Raw genomic sequence first — 8012 nt, 5'->3', positions numbered from 1 at the left:
CGCGTCCTCGGCCCACGCCTGGACCATCAGGCCGTGACCTGGCTGCTGGAACGCTACGGATCTCCAGCCGCCCTGCGCAAAGCCGGACGCCGCAAACTGGTTGAGGTGATCCGGCCCAGGGCCCCGCGCATGGCCCAGCGATTGATCGACGACGTCTTCGACGCGCTCGACGAGCAGACCGTCGTGGTCCCGGGCACCGGCACCCTCGACGTCGTGATCCCGTCTCTGGCCCGCTCGCTCGCGGCCGTCCACGAACAGCGACGAGCCCTCGAAGCGCAGATCGGGCAATTACTGGAGGCTCACCCTCTTTCCCAGGTCCTGACCTCGATGCCGGGGGTCGCGGTCAGGACCGCCGCCACCTTGCTGGTCACTGTCGGCGACGGCACCAGCTTTCCCACCGCCGCCCACCTGGCCTCCTACGCCGGCCTCGCCCCGACAACCAGGTCGTCGGGGACCTCGATCCACGGCGATGCGCTGGACCGCCTCGGTCACCTCACCACCATCCTCGAACTGTCCTCCCTCACCCGCGGACGCGTCATGCACTACGCCATCCCCGAACAGCTCAAAAAGGACTACGGCATCTCCGACACGGTGCCCCGCACCCACCGATGGATTCCGCCTGCCGCCACAGTCTCCTGCTGACCCACGTGCTCAAACGTCGATCTGCCGCAACCGCATCGGCCGATCCCGCTCCCAGCGTTTGTAATCCGACCGCTTCCGACGCCGCACGCCCGCTGCCAGCAGCCCGCGACGGAACAAGATCCCGGAGTGTCTGGTCAGTTGACACACCCACTCCTTTAGGCGACTCCCGTGACGGACGCTCTGACAATGGATCTTGCAGATCCAAGGGAAGGTGTCCTGGTGGGACGTAAGTCTCCGTATCCGGCGAAGTTCAGGAATGACGCTGTCGCGCTGTACCGCGCGGCGGGCGGGAAGCGCACGTACGCGGCGGTCGCGGCGGATGTCGAGGTGACCGGCGAGACGCTGCGGAGCTGGGTGCGCCAGGCCGACGAGCACGCGGGCCGCAACACCGCAGGCCGCGCCGAACACGTCTGGGCTGCTGTCAACCAGCCCCATGCGGCGGACACCTCCGGTGGTTCAGCTGCAAGCGCGGCCCTTTAGGGCTCGCGTAGTTGACACTCGTACAACCGGGCCGAGTGAGTGTCCGTCAGGCGGCCGGAACGGCGGTGTGCCGCTGCAAGAATGGTCGGGTCAGCCGTTCGGCGTACGGCGGGGGCGCTCAGGGCATTCCTCCGCATACGCATCCGACATGTGGGAAGCCCTCAGCTCATGACCGCCCAGCACAGCTCCGCCCGGCGCGCGCCCTCCGTCCACCTGCTCAAGGTCCAGCTGGAGGGGACGAAACCGTCGGTGTGGCGACGGCTCGTGGTGCCCTCGGACATCGCGCTGGGCTCCCTGCACGACGTGATCCAGGTGGCGTTCGGCTGGGACGACGCACACCTGCACGCCTTCGAGGACCGTTCGGGCGGCCGGTCCGCCCCGCCGGGAGACTTCGGCGTCCCGGCCTTCGACGAGACCGGGGCCGCCCTCGCGGACATCCTGCCGCGCGTCGGCGACCGCATGGACTACACCTACGACTTCGGCGACGACTGGCTGCACCGGATCGCGGTGGAGGAGGTGCGCCCCGCCCAGGAGGGCGAGGGGAAGCGCGCGGTGTGCACGGGTGGGCGCCGGGCCATGCCCGCCGCCGAGGACCTCGGCGGCGTGTGGGGACTGGCCGAGCTGCTCCAGCGTTATGAGGACGAGGAGCGCCCGCGCCCCGTGGTCGTCCGGGACGGGGGCGAGGAGTGGGTCGAGTACGACGGCCTGCACGACGAGGTGCTGGCCGGCCTGTACGAGGAGGGCTTCGACCCGGCCGCCTTCGACCCCGCCGAGGTCACCCAGGCGCTGGCCGGGGTCCGGCTGCGGCGGGTAGCGGGCACGCGGCGCGGCCGGCGCGGCGTGCCAGCGGGCATGTACCGCTGCGAGTGCGGCGAACTGCATCCTCTGCCCGGCGGCGCGGGTCCGCTCGCCGACGCCGGCCAGGGGGACGAGGTCGGCCGGGAGCACGAGGAGGGGGCGCTGTCCGACCTCCTCGGCGTCGCGGACGTCCGGTTGCCCGCCGTCCGGCTGCCCGGCGAGGCGGAGCTGGCCCGCGCGGTGCGCGAGGTGCCCGCCTTCATCGCGGCGGTGCGGCTCGGGCACTGGTGCGGCGGAGGGAGAGGGGCCCGAACGGCTTCCGCGGAAGGGCGGTCGCGGGAGACGGGCGGGCGAGAGCTGACCCCGAAGGGGCTGCTGCGGCCGAAGCTCGCCCGGCAGGCCGTGGAGGAGGCCGAGCTGTGGCGCATCGACCCCGAGGAGTGGGGCGATGCCGAGGTGCGGGCCGCGCGGCTGGCGAAGATCCGCAGCGCGGGCGACATGGAGGTGTTGGACCTGCCCTGGGAATGGGCATTGAACTGCGGCTTCGTCGAGGTGGACGGCGCTCGCGCACACGCCGGCGCCGACCTGCCCTACGAGGACGACGACGCGGCGCTGCTGACAGCGTGGCAGGGCGCCGTGGCCGGCGCGGCGGCCGAACTCTCCGTCGCTCTCCCCCTGCCGGCCGGGCCGCTCGGTGGGCTGCCGCAGCTGCGGGCACTGGCCGACGAGGCGCCGCCGCTGGTGTTCCTGATGCTGTTCACGGCGTACGGGCTGCCGGAGGGAGAGTGGCTGGACGTAGCCGGCTACGTCACCGACGGTCTGGAGGGGCTGCCCGAGGGTCCGGCCCCCGTGCTCGTGTCGGCGCTCTTGGCCGAGCAGTACGAAGAGACCGCGGGGGTACTGGAGCTGTTCGGCGCCGCCGAGCGGGAAGGCGGCGAGACCGGGGAGGGCAGCGCCCTCACCCTGCTCCTCGACGGCGGCGGGCCTGACCGGCTGCCGGCCGGCCGCTTCCGGCTCACCCCACTGGGCCGCTCCGGCCTGCGCACGCTGCTGGTGCGCGGGGGCATCCCGGCGCCCGTGATCGGCTCGCTCGCCGAGGCCGACGCGCGCGAGTTGCTGGCCTCGCTCCCCTCCTACGGCTCCGAGGCGGACGCGGCTCAGGAGGTGGCGGACTGGCTCGCGGCACGCTCCGCGGCGGACGCCGCCGTGCAGGTGGTGGACGCCTGCGCTGGTACGGAGCCGGCCGACGCGCTGCGCCGCCTGGAGGCTCCGCGGGTGCTGGCCACCGTGCTGAAGACGGACACTGCCGGGCGGGCGAAGCAGGTCCTGCGCAAGGCGGCCGTCTCCACGGTCACCGGTTGCTCGCACGCGGCGGCCTCGATGCTGCGCCGGATCGGGGAGCCCGCTGAGGGCGAGGCGGCGTGGGGCCTGGAGTGGATGCTGGTGGACGGCGCGCTGCCGTTCGCCCGTCGGGGCGAACAGGCGTTGCGTGAAAGGTTGTTGGCGGGCCCCGAGGACGGGCCGCGCCCACTCGGCCAGGTGGCGGGGCGGGCCGACGACCTGTGGCGGGCCGGCCACCCGCACGCCGGCGAGGTGCTCGGCGCGCTGGCCGACGCCGTCAAGCCGGTCGACAAGGCCCTGGCCAAGCGGCTGCGGAAGGCCGCGTTCAAGGCGGGGAGCGCCAAGTGAGCCTGCTCGTGAGGGAGATCATCGACGAGGCCGCGCCGCTCGCGGATCCCGCTGGCGCCGCCTGGGCGCGGGAGCACCTCGCCGACGGCGGCTGGGCCGCCGTGTTCGCCCCGGCCGAGCCGGGGCAGCCGGCCCGGCTCGGCCGCCTGGTGCTCTACCGGCCCTCCGCGACCGTCGGCCGCGTGCCCGCACAGGCCGCCGGGCCGGGAGCGGTGGAACGGGTCCGGCTCGCGCTGGTCCTGCCGCATGGCCGCGGGGTGCGCACCCGCACCGTGGAGGGGTGGGGGCTCAGCCCCGGCAGCGCGCTCGCCCTCCTGCTCGATCTCCCCGCCTCCGGCGTCCATCCATCGCTCGCCGCGTGGGCTGCCGTCGCTCGTCGCGCGCTGGAACTGCTCGGCGAGGGGCGCCTGTATCCGGCGCTGACCTCCGACACGTACACCACCTGGCGGTTCGGGCCGCCCGGCGCGCGCGGCAAGCGGGACCTGGACGCGCTGGCCGCCGCCCTGCCGCCGTACGCCCACAACCTGCCCGCACCCCCGAGCGGTGACAGGACACCGCGCATCGTCGAACCGACCGCCCTGGTGCGGGAGTTCTGCGACGCGCTCGCCGACACCCTGCCGCGCACCCCGGCGGCCGGGCATGCGATGCCCGGCAACCCGTACGCCGACCGCGCCAGCGCCCTGCACCCGAAGCTCGCCCGGTGGGCGGCCGAGGCCGCCGCCGAGCGGGCCGCGCAGGTAAGCGTGGAACTGAGGGTGGAGCCCCCGGCCGGGCGACGCCGCGACTTCCGGGCCGTGCTGCAGCTGCGTACCGCGGCCGACCCGTCGCTGGTCCTGGACGCGGCCGAGTTGTGGGCCGACCCGGTTCGCGCGCAGCGCCTGCTCGGCCCGCACGCCGAGGCCGAGGCGCTGCTCGCGCTGCGCCGCGCCGCCCACGCCTGGCCGCCGCTGACCCGGCTGCTTGCCGAGGCCGCACCGAGCACGCTGGGGCTCGACGACGAGGAGGCCATGGAGCTGCTGGGGGACGCCACCGACGCGCTGCGCACGGCGGGCGTGCGCGTGCACTGGCCGCGGGAGCTGGTCAAGGACCTTCAGGCGCGGGCGGAGGTCGGGGCGGCCACCGCGCCCGGCGCGACCGTGGACACCCTGCTGGGCCGCGATGCCCTGCTGGACTTCTCCTGGCATGTCGCGCTCGGCGGCGAGAAGCTCACCGAGGCCGAACTCGAGCTGCTCGCCGAGTCCCGCCGCCCGTTGGTCCGGCTGCGCGAGCAGTGGGTGGTCGCCGACCCGAAGCTGGTGGCCCGCCTCAGGCGGCGGCGCACCGGCGCGCTCGCCCCGTTGGAGGCGCTCCAGGCGGTGCTGACCGGCGAGATGGAGTGGGCGGAGGACGGCGAGCGCGTCGCGGTGGAGGCGGCGGGCGCCTTCGGCGACCTTGTCGCCCGGCTGCGCGACCCCGAAAGCCGCGCCCCCGTAGGCGTACCGGAGGGACTGACAGCCACCCTGCGCGGCTACCAGCAGCGCGGCCTGGCCTGGCTGGCGGACATGACCCGCCTCACGCTCGGCGGGATCCTCGCCGACGACATGGGTCTCGGCAAGACGGTCACCCTGCTCGCCCTCCACCTGCACCGCCAGGGACAGCCCGACACCGCGGGACCCACCCTCGTGGCGTGCCCGGCCTCGCTGCTCGGCAACTGGCAGCGCGAGGCGGCCCGCTTCACCCCGGCCGTACCGGTGCGCCGCTACCACGGCGGCGAGCGCACCCTCGACCATCTCTCCGGAGACGAACTCGTCCTGGTCACCTACGGGGTGCTGCGCCGCGACCGGGAGCGGATCGCCGGCGTCAAGTGGTCGCTGGTGGCCGCCGACGAGGCCCAGCACGTCAAGAACCCCTACGGCACGACCGCCCGCGAACTGCGCGCCCTGCCCGCCCGTGCCCGCGTCGCCCTCACCGGCACCCCGGTGGAGAACAACCTCTCCGAGCTGTGGGCGCTGCTCGACTGGACCACCCCCGGCCTGCTCGGACCGCTGTCCGTCTTCCGCGACCGCTTCGCGAAACCCATCGAGCGCGGTGCCCTCGTCGCCGACGGCGACGAGGAAGCCGCCGACCGGGCGCGGCAGGCCGCCGGGCAACTCGCCCGTCTCACCCGCCCGTTCCTGCTGCGCCGCCGCAAGTCCGACCCCGGCATCGCCCCCGAACTGCCAGCCAAGACCGAGACCGACCACCCGGTCGCCCTCACTCCCGAGCAGGCCGCCCTCTACCAGGCACAGGTCCGCGAGACCATGGCCCACATCGAGAAAGCGGACGGCATCGCGCGCCGCGGACTGGTCCTCAAACTCCTCACCGCGCTCAAACAGGTCTGCAACCACCCCGCGCACTACCTGCGTGAGACCGGCCCGCTGCCCGGCCGCTCCGGCAAGCTGGAACTCCTCGACGAACTGCTCGACACGGTGGTCGCCGAAGACGAGGGCGCCCTGGTCTTCACCCAGTACACGCAGATGGGCCGGCTGCTGGAGCGGCACTTCGCCGATCGCGGCGTCCGCGCCCGCTACCTGCACGGCGCCACGCCCGTGCCGCGGCGCGAGGAGATGGTCGCCGCTTTCCAGCGGGGCGAGTTCCCCGTCTTCCTGCTCTCCCTGAAGGCCGCCGGCACCGGCCTCAACCTCACCCGGGCCACCCATGTCATCCACTACGACCGGTGGTGGAACCCCGCCGTCGAGGACCAGGCCACCGACCGCGCCTACCGCATCGGCCAGGACCGGCCCGTCCAGGTCCACCGGCTCACCACCCAGGGCACCGTCGAGGACAAAGTCGCCCGCCTGCTCGGCGCCAAGCGCGCCCTCGCCGACCAGGTCATCGTCTCCGGCGAGGCCGCCCTGACCGAGCTCTCCGACGCCGACCTCGCCGAACTCGTCGCACTCTCCAAGGAGTTCGAGGCATGACCCCCGCACGCAGGCCTCCCTCCCGCAAGGCACCCCGAACCGGCAGCCGCGCCTTCGCCGCCACCTGGTGGGGGCAGGCCTGGGTGGACGCCCTGGAGGCCTCCACCCTCGACGCCGGCCGCCTCTCCCGCGGCCGCACCTACGCCCGCAAGGGCATGGTCGGCCCGGTCACCGCCGCCCCCGGGGTGCTGCGCGCCGAGGTCGAGGGCAGCAACCCCTGGCCGTACAACGCCACGGTGCACCTGCGGGTCCTCACCGACGCCCAGTGGGACACCCTCCTCGACGCCATCGCCGCCCGGGCCGGCCGCACCGCCGCGCTCCTCGACGGCGAGATGCCCGCCGACCTCGTCGACGACGCCCGGGCCGCCGGCGTACCCCTGCTGCCCAAGCCGGCCGAACTCGATCCCGAGTGCTCCTGCCCCGACTGGGGCTACCCCTGCAAGCACGCCGCCGCCCTGTGCTACGCCACCGCTGCCCATCTCGACGACGACCCCTTCTGGCTCTTCACCCTCCGCGGCCGCACCAAGGACGCGGTCCTGGCCGCGCTGCGTGCCCGCCGCCAGGCCCACACCGACGCCACGTCGCCCACCGGCGACGACGCGCCACGCGACCAGGGCGTGCCCGCCCACGACGCGTTCACCTCGTGGAACGGGGCTTTCGCTCCGCCAGCCCCCAATACGGCCGAGAGTGTGCCCGGCGAAGGCGACGCGGCCCCCGCCCCCCTCACCACCACGCCCCCGCCCGGCGCCCCCTTCACCCTCGACGACCTCGACGCGCTCACCCGCGACACCGCTCAGCGGGCCCGCCGCCTCGCCGCCGGGCACACCGCCACACTCACTGCCACCCCGCTCGACGACGCCGTACGCCTCGCCGCGAGCGGCATCAGCGAGGACTGGTTCCACCGGCTCGTGCGCGCCACCGGCCTGCCCCCACTCGACTTCGCCCACCTGGTCCGCGCCCTGCGCCACGGCGGCCCCGCCGGCATCACCACCGCCCGCACCCCCCTCACCCCCGACCCCGCCGCCATGGCCGCCGCCCGCACCGCCCTCACCGAGCCCGACAACACGAATGAAACGGACAACCCGGACGACAGCGGCGGCTCCCCGCGGCTGCGTGCCTGGCGCAACCGCCTCATCGCCGACGCCGAGGGCGTCCAGATCCGCCTCGGCCCCGACAACCGCTGGCACCCCTATCTCCGCGAAGGCCACGGCGCCGGCGCCGCATGGTGGCCCTGCTCCCCCGCCACGGCCGACCCCACCGCCGCCCTCCTCGCGGCCCGCACCGCCGCCGCGGGCGCTGGTCCGGCCACGACCGGAGCAGTATCCGCCTCGCCGCCCAGAAGCTCGGGGCATTGACCGTGTGAAGCTTCCGACTTAGAACTCCTAACAAAGTGTGAGGTTCCTCAGTCGGCGCCAGCAGATGATGCTGCAGGCCAGGCTGAGGAAGGCTTCATGGATGTCGTCG

4 protein-coding genes and 1 pseudogene are annotated in these 8012 nt (G+C 74.2%); all 5 read left to right on the top strand.

From position 1 onward, the window contains the following. The coding region (locus ACZ7M3_RS52360; protein ID WP_472073852.1) for a transposase at window positions 1-642 on the top strand (642 nt) is incomplete at its 5' end. Window positions 643-861: 219 nt separating this feature from the next. Beyond that, window positions 862-1029: pseudogene (locus ACZ7M3_RS52355) on the top strand (transposase); the annotation flags it as partial. 261 nt (window positions 1030-1290) lie between these two features. Then, on the top strand, window positions 1291-3609 hold the full coding sequence (locus ACZ7M3_RS52350) for a plasmid pRiA4b ORF-3 family protein (protein WP_472073850.1): 2319 nt from the start codon (window positions 1291-1293) through the stop codon (window positions 3607-3609). Then, entirely contained in the window at window positions 3606-6548 is a 2943-nt protein-coding gene (locus ACZ7M3_RS52345; protein ID WP_472073848.1) for a DEAD/DEAH box helicase, read from the top strand. Before ACZ7M3_RS52350 ends, ACZ7M3_RS52345 begins: the two co-directional genes overlap by 4 nt. After that, window positions 6545-7903: an SWIM zinc finger family protein gene (locus ACZ7M3_RS52340; RefSeq protein ID WP_472073846.1), complete on the top strand. Its 1359-nt coding sequence runs from the start codon at window positions 6545-6547 to the stop codon at window positions 7901-7903. The genes ACZ7M3_RS52345 and ACZ7M3_RS52340 overlap by 4 nt, the downstream gene beginning before the upstream one ends. The last annotated feature ends 109 nt before the right edge of the window (window positions 7904-8012 follow it).

The organism is Streptomyces sp. NPDC111656, assembly GCF_055656965.1.
This window is presented reverse-complemented; position numbering and strand designations above follow the sequence as displayed.

Excerpts from the sequence above, each read along its gene's own strand:
- ACZ7M3_RS52350 (WP_472073850.1), top strand. The coding sequence starts at position 1,291 with ATGACCGCCCAGCACAGCTCCGCCCGGCGCGCGCCCTCCGTCCACCTG.
- ACZ7M3_RS52340 (WP_472073846.1), top strand. The coding sequence starts at position 6,545 with ATGACCCCCGCACGCAGGCCTCCCTCCCGCAAGGCACCCCGAACCGGC.